At 56.1% G+C, this 14,054-nt stretch carries 13 protein-coding genes and 1 pseudogene; 13 read left to right on the forward strand and 1 reads right to left on the reverse strand.

Annotation, left to right across the window (positions count from 1 at the left end; all coding sequences use genetic code 11):
• Positions 1-211, reverse strand: a pseudogene (locus tag AC1XOS_RS11815) (hypothetical protein); the annotation flags it as partial.
• Positions 212-498: 287 nt separating this feature from the next.
• On the opposite strand from AC1XOS_RS11815, the gene AC1XOS_RS11820 reads away from it, so the two are divergent.
• The 13 genes from AC1XOS_RS11820 to AC1XOS_RS11880 all read left to right on the forward strand — a co-directional run.
• Positions 499-1,869, forward strand: a complete 1,371-nt coding sequence (locus tag AC1XOS_RS11820) for a CCA tRNA nucleotidyltransferase (protein WP_481962423.1) — start codon at positions 499-501, stop codon at positions 1,867-1,869.
• 6 nt (positions 1,870-1,875) lie between these two features.
• On the forward strand, positions 1,876-2,976 hold the full coding sequence (aroC, locus tag AC1XOS_RS11825; protein ID WP_481962424.1) for a chorismate synthase: 1,101 nt from the start codon (positions 1,876-1,878) through the stop codon (positions 2,974-2,976).
• 30 nt (positions 2,977-3,006) lie between these two features.
• The gene (locus tag AC1XOS_RS11830) at positions 3,007-3,771 is read left to right on the forward strand and encodes a Bd3614 family nucleic acid deaminase (protein ID WP_481962425.1); all 765 of its coding nucleotides are present in this window, start codon (positions 3,007-3,009) and stop codon (positions 3,769-3,771) included.
• 30 nt (positions 3,772-3,801) lie between these two features.
• Complete coding sequence (locus AC1XOS_RS11835; RefSeq protein WP_481962426.1) at positions 3,802-4,335, forward strand: type II secretion system protein; 534 nt, start codon at positions 3,802-3,804, stop codon at positions 4,333-4,335.
• A 672-nt stretch (positions 4,336-5,007) separates the two neighbouring features.
• Complete coding sequence (glyA, locus tag AC1XOS_RS11840; RefSeq protein WP_481962427.1) at positions 5,008-6,300, forward strand: serine hydroxymethyltransferase; 1,293 nt, start codon at positions 5,008-5,010, stop codon at positions 6,298-6,300.
• 149 nt (positions 6,301-6,449) lie between these two features.
• Positions 6,450-6,914, forward strand: a complete 465-nt coding sequence (locus tag AC1XOS_RS11845) for a deoxycytidylate deaminase (RefSeq protein ID WP_481962428.1) — start codon at positions 6,450-6,452, stop codon at positions 6,912-6,914.
• Positions 6,915-7,982: a glycosyltransferase family 4 protein gene (locus AC1XOS_RS11850; protein WP_481962429.1), complete on the forward strand. Its 1,068-nt coding sequence runs from the start codon at positions 6,915-6,917 to the stop codon at positions 7,980-7,982. It begins immediately after the preceding gene.
• Positions 7,983-8,016: 34 nt separating this feature from the next.
• A complete protein-coding gene (locus AC1XOS_RS11855) occupies positions 8,017-8,616 on the forward strand; it encodes a GNAT family N-acetyltransferase (RefSeq protein WP_481962430.1) in 600 nt (199 codons plus the stop codon).
• Entirely contained in the window at positions 8,613-9,737 is a 1,125-nt protein-coding gene (gene wecB / locus AC1XOS_RS11860; RefSeq protein ID WP_481962431.1) for a non-hydrolyzing UDP-N-acetylglucosamine 2-epimerase, read from the forward strand. The genes AC1XOS_RS11855 and wecB overlap by 4 nt, the downstream gene beginning before the upstream one ends.
• On the forward strand, positions 9,734-10,993 hold the full coding sequence (locus tag AC1XOS_RS11865) for an AI-2E family transporter (protein ID WP_481962432.1): 1,260 nt from the start codon (positions 9,734-9,736) through the stop codon (positions 10,991-10,993). Before wecB ends, AC1XOS_RS11865 begins: the two co-directional genes overlap by 4 nt.
• A gap of 129 nt (positions 10,994-11,122) precedes the next feature.
• Entirely contained in the window at positions 11,123-12,478 is a 1,356-nt protein-coding gene (locus AC1XOS_RS11870) for a hypothetical protein (protein ID WP_481962433.1), read from the forward strand.
• Positions 12,479-12,714: 236 nt separating this feature from the next.
• Positions 12,715-13,554 carry a tetratricopeptide repeat protein gene (locus tag AC1XOS_RS11875; protein WP_481962434.1) on the forward strand — a complete coding sequence of 280 codons (840 nt, stop codon included), beginning with the start codon at positions 12,715-12,717 and terminating at the stop codon, positions 13,552-13,554.
• 72 nt (positions 13,555-13,626) lie between these two features.
• On the forward strand, positions 13,627-14,054 hold a 428-nt coding region (locus AC1XOS_RS11880; protein ID WP_481962435.1), incomplete at its 3' end, for an undecaprenyl-diphosphate phosphatase.

Raw genomic sequence — 14,054 nt, forward strand, 5'->3', positions numbered from 1 at the left:
GGGTTTTCTTAAAGTCAATGGGCTTATCCGCAGGCGTGCGCGGCTCACAGACCACAAAGGCAAAGTCACATTGAACACGGAGCTTGGTGACTCGAAAGATCACTTTCTGCTTGAGATCATTTTCGATTCTTGGCCGTAGTGCATCAAGAAGCGGCTTGCGCAACGGGTGTGTCGCGCCAATCTCGGTCGGTTTAGCATTCTGAAAAAACATTGCCGGATTGTACCCCTCAAGGCTTGTACATAATGTCCGTGCGCAAGACATATTTCTGCCCCGAAGTCACCGTGCAGCCTTCGTACTGTGAGCTTGTCTCGGAGCTGATCCAGCGCGGTGTTGAAGCCACAACGTAGTCCCGCCGGTTGGAGCGGCGGGACTAACGAGCCTGCGGCTACAAAGGCCGTTCCGGCCATATCCGATTCTTATGGGCGGCACGCCCTTCGTAGCGGAGGTACGACGCTCTTCAGCCCCGCCCCTCTAACGGGCGGGGTAAAATACGAGTCGTGAGCCGAGAACCGCTGGAGATTTTGCGCGATGCCATTCGTGGGAGTCAGTACGAAGGGAAAGTTTTTCTCGTCGGTGGCTGGGTGCGCGACAAGCTTCTGGGCAAAGAGACCGAGGCCTACGATATCGATCTCGTGCTGGAGGGCGATGCGCTGGAGCTGGCGCAGTGGCTCTGGACGAGGGGCGTTTCGAGCCACGCGCCCGTGCTCTACCCTAGCTTTGGGACAGCCATGGTGCACGTGGGCGAGGCGCAAGTCGAGCTGGTGACGGCACGCGCCGAGACGTATCGGCAGGGCTCGCGCAAGCCGATCGTGACGCCGGGGACGCTCTTTACCGATGCCCAGCGCCGGGACTTCACGATCAACACGTTCTTAGAGAGCCTCGACACTGGCAAGATCATAGACCCGCTTGGTGTGGGCCACGCGGACCTAAAAGCCGGGATTCTGCGCACGCCACTCGACCCGGTGATCACGTTCACCGACGATCCGCTCCGAATGCTCCGCGCCTGTCGCTTCGCCGCGCGCCTTGGCTTTACGATTGCGTCGACCACCTACCAAGCCCTCAAAGACAATGCGTTTCGGCTCTCGCCCGAGCACGGCATCAGCTACGAGCGGGTGCGTGAGGAGCTCAATAAAACGCTGCTTGCGCCAGGAGCCTCAGCAGGCTTAGAGCAGCTCCGCGAGACGGGGCTCTTAACCCAATTCGCGCCCGAGCTGGCTGCAATGCATGGCGTCTCGCAGAACACCTGGCACGCGTATGATGTCTGGACGCACTCGCTCAAGGCTCTGGAAAACCTGCCCAAAGACGCGGACTTGCTGCTGCGCCTCGCGACCCTCTTTCATGACATTGGCAAGCCGGTGACGCGCACGGAAGACGCCAGCGGGGTGCACTTCTACGAGCACGAGCATGTCGGCGAAAAACTCTGCCGTGAGGTACTGACGCGCCTGAAGTACGCCAACGACGAGATCAAGCACGTCGCGGCTCTGGTGGGGCTGCACATGCGCTACGGCTCCTACAAGCCCGACTGGACCGATGCCGCGGTTCGGCGGCTGATCCGCACCGTGGACAGCCACCGTGACGCGCTCTTCACCCTGGGCCACGCCGATATCGCCGCCTGTCGCCCCGATCTACCGCCACAAGTCGAGCTTGCCAGCCTCGCTGCCCGGATGGCAGAGATTGATGCCCGCATTGACATCCGTACTGCGGACTCGCCGCTCTCGGGGCTGGAGCTGATGGAGCGCCTCGGAATCCCAGCAGGCCCGCTGGTCGGGAAGCTGAAAAACGCCCTCACCGATGCCGTGGTCTCCGGCGAGCTGGCCGAGGGCGATAAAGACCGGGCGGAGGCGCTTGCCCGCGCCATGATAGGATAATCCCTGATGGCAGGCAGTAGCTTCGGCACCCTTTTTCGCGTCACGACGTTCGGTGAGTCCCACGGCCCGGCGGTCGGCTGTATCGTGGATGGCTGCCCGGCGGGAATTCCCTTTGACCTGGCGCAGATTCAGCAGGACTTGGATCGGCGGCGGCCCGGCCAGAGCAAGCTCACGACCCAGCGCAGAGAGGGCGATGAGGTCGAGGTGCTCTCGGGGGTCTTTGAGGGCTTCACGACCGGAACTCCGATTGCCATGCAGGTGCGCAACACGGACCAGCGCTCGAAAGACTACAGCGAGCTGAAGGACTTGTTCCGCCCCAGCCACGCGGACTTTACCTACCACGCCAAGTACGGCCCCGGACGCGACTGGCGCGGTGGTGGTCGGGCGAGCTACCGCGAGGCCATCGGGCGGGTCGCGGCCGGCGCGGTGGCGCGGCAGCTTCTAGCCGCCTGGCACGGCGTCGAGATCGTCGGCTATGTCTTGCAAGTGGGAGACGTTCGCGGCGAGGTTCACCAAGCGACAGTTACGCAAGAGCAAGTGGAGGCTGAGATCACGCGCTGTCCTGATGCCATCGCTTCCGAGAAGATGATCGCCGCCATTGAGCAAGCCCGCAGAGACGGCGACTCATTGGGCGGAATTGTCGAGTGCGTCGTGCGCAATGTCCCCGCTGGCCTCGGGGAACCCGTCTTTGATAAGCTCACCGCCAGCCTCGCGCACGCCCTGATGTCGCTCCCGGCCACACGCGGCTTTGAGATTGGCGAGGGCTTTGCTGCGGCGACGATGCGTGGCACGACTCACAACGATGCATTTGAAACCCGCGAGGGCAAGACCCGCACACGCACCAACCACTCAGGGGGAATCCAAGGCGGCATCTCCAACGGCGAGGAGATCGTCCTGCGGGTTGCCTTCAAGCCCACCGCAACGATCCATGCCGCACAAGAAACCGTGACCGTCGACGGCGAGCCCACCGTCTTCCAGGCCAAAGGCCGCCACGACCCGTGCGTCCTCCCCCGCGCCGTCGCCGCCGTCGAGGCCATGACCCTTCTCGTGCTCGCCGACCACGCGCTGATGCAACGGGCATCGGGCGCATATTCGACGGGCGCATAAATAGGCCCGCTGTTGCGGCAAGGACCATAAATGGCCCTCCCGAGTGTGGCGTGGCTACAACACAATCAGCAAACCTACTGGGCGGCGGGGCCGGAGATTCTCGCCCCAGAGACGGCGGTCTCGCGGCTGGTTCAGGGGATCTACGAGCGCTACCCGCAGCAGGCACGAGCGATGGTGCGCAATCGGATCTATCTTTCGGACGAGAAAACGCCGTTCTGTGACGGCGTGGTTCGCGTCGCCGCCAAGCGTATCACCGACAAAATACGGGAGAGAGAGGGTTTGCGGGGCGAGGAGCTTCCCTCGTTTCTCCCAGAGCGTGCCGATAGTCCAAAGTCTCTTGTTCTCTCGCTTGCGGAGGCGTTTGCGCTGTGCAATCAGCTTGAGGCGGAGATGCCAAAGAGCGACTCCGAGCGCTACAAGGCCGACCGGCCCGTCGCGGCGCTGGTGTTGGATCGCGACGGCACGCTTCTGGGGCAGGGCATGAACTCCGGCTCGCAGAACCGCACGCGCCACGCCGAGCTAGAGGCTATTCGGGATGCTTGGGCACGCACAGGACAGAAGCTTCCGGCAGGCGCGACTCTGATCTCCACCCTTAAGCCCTGCCGCATGTGCGCCGGGCTCGCGTGGTGGTTCTGCGACGATCCCGCACAGCTCCGTGTAATCTACCGCGACTTCGATCCCGGCACCAATGGCCGCGCGACAGTCTTGGATACAGGAACGGCGGATCGCGTGCGCTGGGCGACGGCAGAGCAGCTCACGCTGGAGATTCAGACAATGGGCTTTACTACTCCGTAACCAAATGCACCGCCGCGACGTTTAAGGAGTATGAAACGCACTTTTACCCTGATTGAGCTGGTCGTCGTGATCGTCATCCTTGGCATTATTGCGGCCATTCTCTTTCCCATCTTCGCGCAGTCACGTGAACACTCCAAGCGACCTCAGTGCTTGAGCAATGCCAAACAGTTTGGTGTTGGGATAATGATGTATGCACAAGACTACGATCAGCACTTGCCGCCTGCTGAGAAGTGGATGACGGTGACGCAGCCCTATACCAAGAATAAGGCACTCTATGTCTGCCCCGTTGTGAAGAAAGAGAGCCCCAAGACGGTTGCCAGCTACGCCATGGACACGCGCCTCTCGGGCAAGTCGCTGAACAAACTCAAGGGGCTAGCGAATCAAGCACTTGCCTACGACTCCACGCGCACGGACTGGGACGCCGCCGATCCTGGCCAGACCTTTGCACCACGGCACAGCGAGGGCAAGCAGGGAAGCCTCGTCTTTGCCGATGGGCACGCAAAGCAGGTGTCTCGCGAGCAGTTCGCGGCGGCTTCACTGGCGCAAGTGGTGGACAAGCAGTAACCTAAAGCCATGAGCCAGCCTCAGCCCCGCTACGAACCGCCCAAGCCTTGGCTGAAACTGCCACCCAGGGAAGTTCTAGCGTGCATCGCCATTGTCTCTGTCCTAGCAACCATCCTCTACCCTGTGATTCGACAGGCGCAAGATATGGCAAGACAGGTGAGTTGCCTATCAAATGTTAGGAGTCGCAGTGGAGCACTCCTTCAGTACGCCACGGATAACGACAACTCTCTTCCTCCCGCTTCACAGTGGCAAACGGCTTCATCACGCTACTTGAAGGAAGAAAAAGGCCCCTGTCCCGCAATTTCGCCCCCTGCTCCAGACGTGTTGGGCTACGCCATGGACAGCCGCCTCTCAGGACGCTCTCTGGAGCGTATCGGTGCCCCGCATGACCAGCGTATCCTTCTTTACGAGTCCTCCAAGCTCACCCAAGACGCACACGACCCCGGCATCAGCTTCGTCGTCCGACATGGCTACGGGACCATTACTTTCGTAGACGGACACAGTTGGGGACGAAAACAAGAGCCTGGCGAACAACTGGTACGAAAGGGCACTCTGTAGCGGGCTTTAGCCTGCTTGCCGCAACAGCGGGCCCATTGATGGACCCGTTCCCATCCGCCGACCGCCCCCGGAACGCCGCCCGAATTCACGCCCCGACGCGGTACAATAATTCCCGTGAATACATTTAGCGCCCCCCTCTCCGACTCCGATCCCGAGATTTTTGCCGCCATTACCGCCGAAGACCACCGCCAAGAAGACAAGCTGGAACTGATCGCCAGCGAGAACATTGTCTCCCGCGCCGTGCGTGAGGCTCAGGGCTCCAGCCTGACCAATAAGTATGCCGAGGGCTACCCCGGACGGCGCTACTACGGCGGCTGTGAGCATGTGGACGTGGTTGAGAACCTTGCCATTGAGCGTGCCTGCAAGCTCTTTGGTGCCGAGTTCGCCAATGTCCAGCCCCACTCCGGGGCCAACGCCAACATGGCCGTGTTTTTTGCGCTGCTCAATCCGGGCGACAAGTTCCTCGCCATGGACCTAGCTCAGGGCGGACACCTCACCCACGGCTCGCCCGTGAACTTCTCCGGCTTTATCTACGAGCCCATCGCCTACGGCCTCAACGCCGAAGAGACACTCGACTACGACCAGATTCGCGACCTTGCCAAGAAGCACAAGCCCAAGATGATCGTCGGTGGCGCGACGGTCTACCCGCGCATCATTGACTGGAAGATCCTACGCGAGATCGCTGACGAGATCGGGGCGGCGTTCTGGGTGGACATGGCCCATATCGCAGGCCTCGTCGCGGGTGGCGAGCATCCCTCCCCGCTGCAGCATGCCCATGTGGTCACGACTACAACCCACAAGACCCTGCGCGGGCCGCGTGGTGGGTTAATTCTCGCCGGGAAAGACACCGAGAACCCGCTGGGCATCAAGAATACCAAGGGTGAGACGCGCCTGCTCTCCGACCTGCTGAACATGGCAGTCTTCCCTGGAATGCAGGGCGGCCCCCTGATGCATGTCATCGCGGGCAAGGCCGTCAGCTTTAAAGAAGCGCTCCAGCCCGAGTTTGCCACCTACCAATCGCAGATTCGCAAGAACGCCAAGGCGCTGGCAGAGGCAGTTGTCAGCCACGGATTCCGCTTGGTCTCCGGCGGCACCGACAACCATCTGATGCTCGTGGACCTGCGCGCCAAGAAGCTCAACGGTAAGCGCGCTCAGGAAGTCTTGGACTTGGCGGGAATCACGGCCAATAAAAACGCCATCCCCAACGACCCCAACCCGCCGTTTAAGACCAGCGGCCTGCGCCTCGGCACCCCCGCCGTCACGACCCGTGGCATGACTGAGACCGAGATGCCCATTATCGCCGAGCTGATCAACCGCGCCCTAGAGCAGCGCCACGACGATGCCCTGATCGCCGGAATCCGTGAGGAAGTCAAGGCCCTCTGCAATAAATTTCCGGCGTGGGGTTAAGCCGCCGCGTGATCGCCCGTTGAAAACGGGCGTCACCAATGGCGTTCCGCCACGAAGCCCGTTCCGGGCTGAGGAAGTTTGTAGCCCGGAACGGGCTTTGCGGCACGCAGTGCCACTGCAGACGCCGATTTCAATCGGCGGAGGAAACGATGAGACCGTCGTGGGATGAGTATTTTCTGAGCATTGCCCGTGAGGTGGCGACGCGCTCCACTTGCGAGCGCCGTCATGTCGGGGCGGTGATCGTGCGCGACAAGCGGATTCTCACGACGGGCTACAACGGCTCGCCGCCGGGGCAGAAGCACTGCACGGAAATCGGCTGTTTACTGGAGGACGGGCGCTGCATTCGCACCCTGCACGCCGAGCAGAACGCGATTGCTCAGGCGGCGCTTCATGGCGTACATACCAAGGGCGCGACCATCTACACCACGTGTCGCCCGTGTCATGTCTGCGCCCGGATGATCGTCGGGGCGGGCATGGTGAGGGTTGTCTTCTTTGGCGAGTCGCCGGAGGGATGGGCACAGGAGGTGCTTGCGGCGGCGGGAGTCGAAATAGTTTGCCTCCCTGAGCCCTCGCGACGTAACGCCAGCGACTGGGACGCGGTATTATTACGGTAGATGAACCTTCTCGGCCCGATGGGCTATGCCGCGCTTCTTGCCGGTGCTGTTACCATCCTGCTCACTCCCTCCGTGAGACGTTTGGCAGTACACTTTCAGGTCGTCCGTGAGCCACGACAGCGCGATGCCCACCACAAAGCCACTCCCCTCTGGGGTGGAATCGCGATTGTCATCGGGTTCTTAGCCGCTTTTGTTGCCCTGCGCCTCTTTGGGAACCTCCCCAACCTCATCACCGACGATCCCCGGCCCCATGTCAAGCCACTCCTGGGAATTCCCCCGCACCCCATCATTGGAATTCTTATAGGCGGGCTTATTGTCGCCCTGATTGGAGCACTGGATGACATGCCCGGTATTGGCCCCAAAGATTCCGAGGGCAAGAGCTTAGGACTCTCTCCAAACCTCCAGATACTGGGACTGCTCTTCGCGGGGTTTGTCGCCGCGATCTTCGGGGCGCGCATTGAAGGAGTCACCAACCCGCTCCCAAGCCTGATTCATGTCGGGCCGTATCTCTCCCTAGGCTGGTTCTCGGTTCCTCTGACGATGATCTGGGTCTTATTCTCCACCAAGTTTTTTGACTTTCTTGATGGGCTCGATGGGCTGGCAGCGGGAGTAAGCGCGATTGCGGCGATGACAATGGGGGTTATGGCGGCCCTTTCCCGCAACCCGGAGCCCACCGTAGCGCTGCTAGCAGCCGCGACGTTCGGCGCGGCCATCGGCTTCCTAAGATACAACTACAACCCCGCCTCGATCTTTATGGGCACGGTGGGTTCGTACTTTCTGGGATTCATGCTCTCGATGCTGGCGGTTGTCGGAGCGTTTAAAGTCCCTGTGGCAGCAGCGGTCTTGCTACCGATGATGGTGCTGGGGGTTCCCTTGCTTGATGCCGTCTACGTGATCGGGCGACGGGCCGTGCAGCGCAAAAAGCTCACCCAAGCGGACAGATCACATATCCACCACCGGCTGACGGAGCGTGGTTTAAATGTAAAACAAGCCGTCTGGACGATCTATGGACTGACAGCGCTGACATGTTTGATTGCCTTGATGCTCGTCTGGTTGGGTAGAAAGTAAAAAAGTGAGGCTCTATGCCGTAAAATAAGGCCCTATGCAGGCACTGCTCTCAAAGCTCACGTTCTGGCGAGCCAAGACAAGTCCCCCGCTCGTGGCAATCGAGCTGGTGGGCGAGCGTGTGCTACTGCGTCCCGTGGCGCTAAGCGATGCGGAGGACATGTTTGTTTTTGTGGGCGACCCGGAGGTGGTGCACTTTCTTCCCTGGAAGCCTGCCACGGAGCTACACGGCGTGCAGGCGTTTCTGGAGCAGCAGCAGGCACGGCGGAAAAGCGGTGAGTCGCTGGCCTTCTCGGTGATCTTGCGTGAGACGGGGAAAGTGATTGGCTCCACGGACTTGATGCAGCTCTTGGCGCGGGATAGACATGTCGAGCTGGGCTATATTCTGGGACGGGAGCACTGGGGCCGAGGTCTGATGTCAGAGGCGGCTGCGCTCAGCCGAGACTACGCCTTTGCGACCTTCAAGTGCAAGAAACTGGTCGCTTTTGCCGATCATGAAAATATCGGCTCGCGGCGTGTGCTAGAAAAAATCGGTCTGCAAGAGCAGGGCAGTGAGTGGCGCATGGTCAAAGAGATCAATCGCCTCTATATCCGCTACGAGCAGACACGTGAAAACTGGGAGAAATTAGTTCATTGAGTAAGCTGACCGTTGCCTGTATCTTCGGAACCCGTCCTGATGCCGTCAAGATGGCCCCTCTCGTCAAGGAGCTGCTGCGCTATCCGGAGCAGATTCGTACGGTGGCCATCTCCACGGGCCAGCACCGGGAGATGCTCGATCAGGTGCTCTCGGTCTTTGACCTCAAGCCCGACTACGATCTAGGGCTGATGAAGCCGGGCCAGTCGCTCTCGGAGCTAACCAGCCGTGCGCTCATGGCTCTGGAGCCGGTTCTGGAAAAAGAGAAGCCGAGGCTGGTGATCGCGCAGGGCGACACGACCACAACGTTCGCGGCGAGCTTGGCGGCGTTCTATGCCCAGGCAGACTTTGGCCATGTTGAGGCAGGCCTGCGCACCGACGATAAGTTCGACCCGTTCCCTGAAGAGATGAACCGGCGGCTCACGACAAGGCTCACCAACTTCCACTACGCCCCTACGGAGCTCTCTCGCGAGAACCTACTTAAAGAAGGCATCGCCGACGAGACAATTCGCGTGACGGGCAACACGGTCGTGGATGCACTACGCACCGTCTCTGAGCTCAACTACCAGTTTGAGGACCCCGCGCTCGCGGCGTTTGTCGCCCGTCCTGGCCGACTGATCTTAGTAACGGCACATCGCAGGGAAAACTGGGGCGAGCGCATGGCCAGTGCCTGCCGCGCGATTCGACGATTGGTCGAAGAGTTTCCCGACATCCGTGTGATATTTCCCATGCACCGCAACCCTCTGGTGCGTGAGGTGGTCATACCACTACTGGAGAACCATGAGCGCATCTTGCTCACCGAGCCACTGGACTACTTCCCGTTTGTCCACGTGATGAAGGCGAGCCATTTTCTGCTCACGGACTCGGGGGGAGCGCAGGAAGAAGCGCCTGGTCTGGGCAAGCCGGTGCTCATCCTGCGCCTGACCACGGAGCGCCCTGAAGGAGTTCACTCCGGCAATGCAAAGCTCGTCGGCACGGATGAGGCCGTGGTCTACCCTGCTGCTCGTGAGCTACTAAGCGATGACGCCGCCTACGCCGCCATGGCCAAGGCAGCCAGCCCCTACGGCGATGGCGACGCATCCCGGCGTATCCGGGAATGGATCTTTGAGGCCTATCAACTGTGAGCGACAGAGAAAAAGCACAAGCTTGGTTCGATGCAGGGTTTTCCGCCCTTGGAAAGCGTCTCCTGCGCCTAGGCGCTCTGGCGATCCTAGGCTACGTGATCTACCGTAGCCACACCATTGTGGTCACTCTGATCATGGCAGGGATCCTCGCCTGTGCTGCCAGCGGCCCGGTGGATAAACTTTGTCACCAGCCCTGGTTCAAGTTCCTCAAGCCCCATAGCCGCCGCGCACTCGCGGCCGCACTGGTTCTCGTAGCCATCGTGGGGCTGACCGCAGGAGCCGTTACCCTCTTTCTCACTCCCATCCAGGCGGAGCTGCGCAATCTACAGAGAAACTGGCCTACCAAGTACCAGCCCGAGCTCACCAAAAAGCTGGAAGAGACCAAGCTCTGGTACGCGTCTCAGCCCGAGTGGCTGCATAAGCAGGTGCCTGACTGGATAGACAAAGCCCTCACGCCCCGTCAAGACGACCTGCTAGACGACCCTGAGCTCTCCCCCATCATCGAGCCTGCCGCCTCACCGACGGCGTCACCTCAGGAAGAGAAAGTCAATCCCGCGATGGCAAGTGCAGGAAGCCTCATGCTTGGCTTTCTCGGAAAGCTTGGGGGGCTTCTCAATGGCATTGTCGAGCTGATTCTGCTGCCCGTGCTGGCGTTTTACTTTCTCGTGGAAGGCCATTCCCTCCGCAACGAGCTGGTACGCTTCGTCCCACAAAACAAGCGGCGTATCACTCTAGCGCTGCTTCGCGAGAGCGCCGGGATCATGCGCTCCTATCTCATCGCGCAGCTCTTGCTGGCCAGTATTGCCGGAGTTTTTGTGGGGACGATGCTCGGCGTTGCGCACATTCCCTACGCTCTGGTGCTAGCCCTCATTGCTGCGGTCACCCGTGCCATCCCGGTCATCGGGCCACTCCTCGGTGGGATTCCCGTGGGCTTGATTGTCTTTTTAGAGTGCAGCCGCCAGGGAAACTACACGCTCCTCTGGATTGTTCTGCCGCTCTTTACCCTGATGCACCTGCTGGAGAGCAAGCTCCTCACGCCGATCATTCTAGGGAAAGGGCTGAACTTGCACCCGATTATCGTGATTATCGCGCTCCTGATCGGCGGCGAGTTCTTCGGCCTCCTCGGCATGTTCCTGGCCGCTCCCGTAACCGCACTAGTGCGCACCTTCCTGATGCACCTCTACATCCACCCCAAGCGCCCTCGCTCGCGCACCGCTTCTCGGCTCACCCGTGCGCTAGAAAAACAGAAAGACTAGCACAAGTGTGAAAAATTCCACATTGCGGAGGGGGGGGGGGGTAACCTGATAGAATGCCAACATTAGCTTCGAAGATCGAAGCTAGAGTTGTTTGAAAATTAAACACGCTACCCGAAGAAGGTAAAAATCATGAAGTTTATGTCGTCGTTAGTGATTTCGTTATCAGTTTTAAGTTTAGGCACTTTGTCTTTAGGACAAGATGTCACGTATCAAAATAACCAAACTGTAGTTGGTGATGAGGCTTCTAAACGTATACTTCCAAACTCAAGTGGAGTACAAAATAACCAAACACAAGGAGCATCAATCAATGGTAAAATTCGTGCAAATTTCAGTTATGGAGAGAATCCACCATATTCATTGAGCTATCTTGTCCGAGAGAATATTTTTAATGGCTTCAATGCAACTCAACACATTTATGGAGGCATGATTAATCCATATATAACTTCTTTTATTGAATCTGGAGATCCACAATTAAATCTAGATGCAAGTAGTATTATAAGGGGTATAGGTCATCAATTCAATGTTGAATTTCGTGGTGTCAATATTTCTCGCGACGGTGCTGAGGGAGATGAAATGGAAGACTATGGTAGACCGCTCGGTCATACCACCTATTCATATAAACGAGTTATTCCTGGAATGCTAACAACAACTCCAATAACAATAATCCATACTAATTGGCAAAATTTCAACGCTAATTTGTGGGGCAGTTGGCGTTGGGATGTCCCAATGTCATTTCAGTGGTCACCTTCTTATTCGGGTGCAACAATTACTTGGAATAAATGGTCTATGCCTTTTGGAAGCCAAGATTGGACACTAGCAAGATACAGAACAGTTTTAAATGCGGAACCACGTCTCATCAAACCTGAAGGGTGGGAAGGGTGGACAGGATCAGAAAGGTTCCAACTAGATTATACTGTTTCAGATGACAAGGGTGACGCGAAAAATGTCTATCTACTTAAGGTGCATGATCATCTTGAAAAGATAGGATCTTTATCAGAGAATGAAATCGAAATAAAGAGATTCCAAATTGGAAATTTTGCGGTACATAATACTGCGATTCATAATCCAGGAACAGGCAACACATGTTATCCAAATGATTTACCCCTGCCAGACAGTACTGCTACTGAGAATCATACATATGTAGAAAGTATATCAGTAAATGGTGATATTTCTATTGGCGAATGGGCTGCAATAGGTTATGGACAAGACTGGCAGACAGGATATGAGATAGGCGTATCAGTTCCTGTATTGGGAAATAATAGAGTTCTACCTAGAGACACATATACTTATGTTGTAGCGATATTCACAGGCAGACATTTCACAGGGCCGGGTAAGCGCTGGGAAGAATCAGGAAGATCAACAGATACAACGATAGATTTCACATTACCACTACCTCCGGGTGTTTCTTATCAATGGCCTCCCATAGCACTTGGCAGCGGAAGTGGAAACGGTAATTCAGGTGGTAATTCAGGTGGACCTGCCTAAGCCATATAAATTCTCCTAAACATCACTGTACGGACGATTTTTTCAGACTTAGCACAAGTGCCAACAAATCATAGTTATTGTTCAAGACACATCAGTTAGCAAGTTGGTGTTACTGGCAATAGTGTTATGATTCGAGAAATCTTCCGTACGGTGCTTGAAAACACTCGATTTATAGTATTCATCAAAAATTAAGAATGAAGTTCACATAATCTTTTATATATTTAAAATTCAATATCATGGACAAAAAATTCACCCCTATAACATCATCTTACCTGTCAAATATAATTCAAAGAACTGAATTTACTCGTTCTAAATTCTCTGAACATCACTCACTTATACAAAGGGCAGCAGCTAATAATTACAATAAACAATGCTATAACATATATAAGTCCATAAGAGCGATTAACGAAAAAGATATTCAAGATGGAAAGATTTCTCGATTTGATGCACTTCATCAGATACCAGAGTACCAACCAGTAACGAAACAAAAGAAAATGGAGGATTTCAAATATTTACAATTCGCACGATTATTGTCGGGCTGGACATATATGAAATCATTATGTTTTCCTTTTGAGAAAAACGGACAGGTCAGAAATATTCCCAGATCCGAGAGGACTCTCCAGGGTGATCTTTGGGCATATATACAAAATAATTTTCGGAATTTAAGAATTATTGAGTTCCAAAATGGACATTTTGAGTCATGTGAAGGCACTTGGATATTTTTTGAAAGTGGAGGTAAGAATGACTGTTATTCCCGAGGAATGAAACTCATGAAAAAAGGTATTGATATGGATTCAAATAATCATAACAACTATAAAATCATTGGAGATGCTTTTTCTTGTCAGGTCACACCTTTTTACGATTTGAATAAAGCGGAAGAGAGTTATAAAAAAGCACTTTCCATATATCCTGAATACTCAAATGCTATTTATCAGCTAGCTGATCTATATGCAAATAAGAAGGAATGGAAAAATGCAAATTCAATGTTTGAAAGATATCTTTCAGTTACTCCTAGTAGAATCCATACAGAATTTCCTTGCACTTATCTCAAATCTAAAATCCAGAAAAAAGTCTGAGTTTCATGCTCAAGTCTTATCCAAAATCGGCTACACTTATATCGAGAAGACTTTGGAAAGACTGCCTTTATTTTGGAATTATTAAAAGCCATTGTCCTAGGAATCATCCAGGGACTCACGGAGTTTCTGCCTGTCTCGTCGTCGGCGCACCTAGACTTAATTCCACGCATGTTGGGCTGGGGCGATGCGGGGGTTGCCTTTACCGCCGTGATCCAGCTTGGGACGCTTCTGGCGGTCTTTGTCTATTTCCGCAAGCGCATCTGGCAGACACTCACGGGAATTTGGAAAGCGCTCCAGAAGGCTCCGCCCGCGCCAGGCGAAGATCGCGAGTCTCAGTGGGAAGTACAGCTTCTGCTTGCGGTGATTATCGGGACTATCCCACTGGCACTGGTCGCGCTGGCGCTCAAGAAATACATCGAGACCACACTCCGTGAGCCGACTCCTGTGGCGATCATGCTGATCCTGATGGGCTTGGCGCTCTATCTGGTCGAGAAGGGCAC

Source organism: Armatimonas sp. (assembly GCF_964826245.1).